Origin of the sequence: Neochlamydia sp. TUME1, from assembly GCF_000813645.1 — a bacterium.
Classification (GTDB): Bacteria; Chlamydiota; Chlamydiia; order Chlamydiales; family Parachlamydiaceae; genus Neochlamydia.
Genome location: NZ_JRXI01000141.1, coordinates 1 through 1319 on the forward strand (window position 1 = coordinate 1; position 1319 = coordinate 1319).

The 1319-nt window shown below is 42.5% G+C and carries 2 protein-coding genes; both read left to right on the forward strand.

Annotated elements, in window-relative coordinates; all coding sequences use genetic code 11:
- Window positions 1-573: leucine-rich repeat domain-containing protein (locus DB41_RS07010; protein ID WP_039385894.1), on the forward strand; the 573-nt coding region annotated here is incomplete at its 5' end.
- Between the two features lie 532 nt (window positions 574-1105).
- A partial coding sequence (locus DB41_RS07020; protein WP_039385897.1) for an F-box protein occupies window positions 1106-1319 on the forward strand: 214 nt, incomplete at its 3' end.

Genomic DNA, 1319 nt, shown 5'->3' on the forward strand with positions numbered 1-1319 from the left:
GGGCAGCTGTCTGAGCTCCAAGAGCTTGAATTAAATCAAAACCAGCTCACCGCTCTGCCTACAGAAATCGGGCAATTGTCTCAGCTGCAAGGGCTTTACTTAAATCAAAACCAGCTCACCGCTCTGCCTATAATAATCGGCCAATTGTCTCAGCTGCTAGGGCTTGATTTAAGCCAGAACCAGCTCACCGCTCTGCCTGCAGAGCTATGGCAGCTATCACAGCTGCGGGGGCTCGGCTTAAACAACAACCAGCTTACCAAGCTTCCTAATGAGATAGGGCATTTATCTCAGCTGCAAACGCTTGAATTAAATCAAAACCAGCTCACCGCTCTGCCTGCAGAAATCGGGCAGCTGCCTGAGCTCCAAGCCCTTGAATTAAATCAAAACCAGCTTGCCGCTCTGCCTACAGAAATTGGGCGGCTGTCTAAGCTGCAAGAGCTTTACTTAAATCAAAACCAGCTCACCGCTCTGCCTATAGAAATTGGGCTGCTGCCTGAGCTTACCAAGCTTGAATTAGCGGAAAATCCTTTGAAAGATATCGCCGAAATAATAAGGCAGCGTTTTCAATTGTAAAATGGCTTAAGTACTTTTTAAGCTGGGATGTGATAAAAGAAATAAAAATTTTAACCATCTTATCTTTAAACAAGTAATCCGCTTTCCTTCCCGCAACTAAGCAAGCTTAAACTAGCCTACAGATTTATAACGGCAAGAAGCTTCTCTCTTTTTCTGCAGATTGCTATGGCTGAGAGGACAATTTTTCTTGACGGGAAGAAACTGGTGTATTGGATTCCATCATTCGGTAGGAGAATTAAAACAAGGCACCAAAAAGAGCCGTTTTTCTCAAATAAGGCAAAGAATCAATCTCATTCTTTTAGCCAAACCAAAATTGCCGCGTCACTTAATCCCCAAAACCTGTGGCTGCTCCTAAATGCTTGGAAGGTCTCCCCCTTTCCTTGAATCTATCTGAAAAAAAGCGCGGGTAGATTATCTGTGAGTTGTTTTTCATTGATAAGAGCACGAATTCGTTTGACTTGCTTTTTTAATTTTTTTATATTACCTTCAAAAATAAAAATGATAAAAGTTCATCACTGCTCAAGGAAATAAAATGCATCCTATCTCTTCGGCCTCTATTGAAAGCTTGCCCAATGAATTGCTACTCCCTATCTTAGAGGCTTGCGTAGTTCCTCCCTTATTTAGCGTCTGTAAAAGATGGCACCATCTGCTGGCTTCTGCAGTGATGCCTTCTCTTTATAAGCAAATAGGTAAAGCGCATGTTCCTCAAGGAAATGTTAAGGAGCAGGCTCTTATTGTAGATAGAA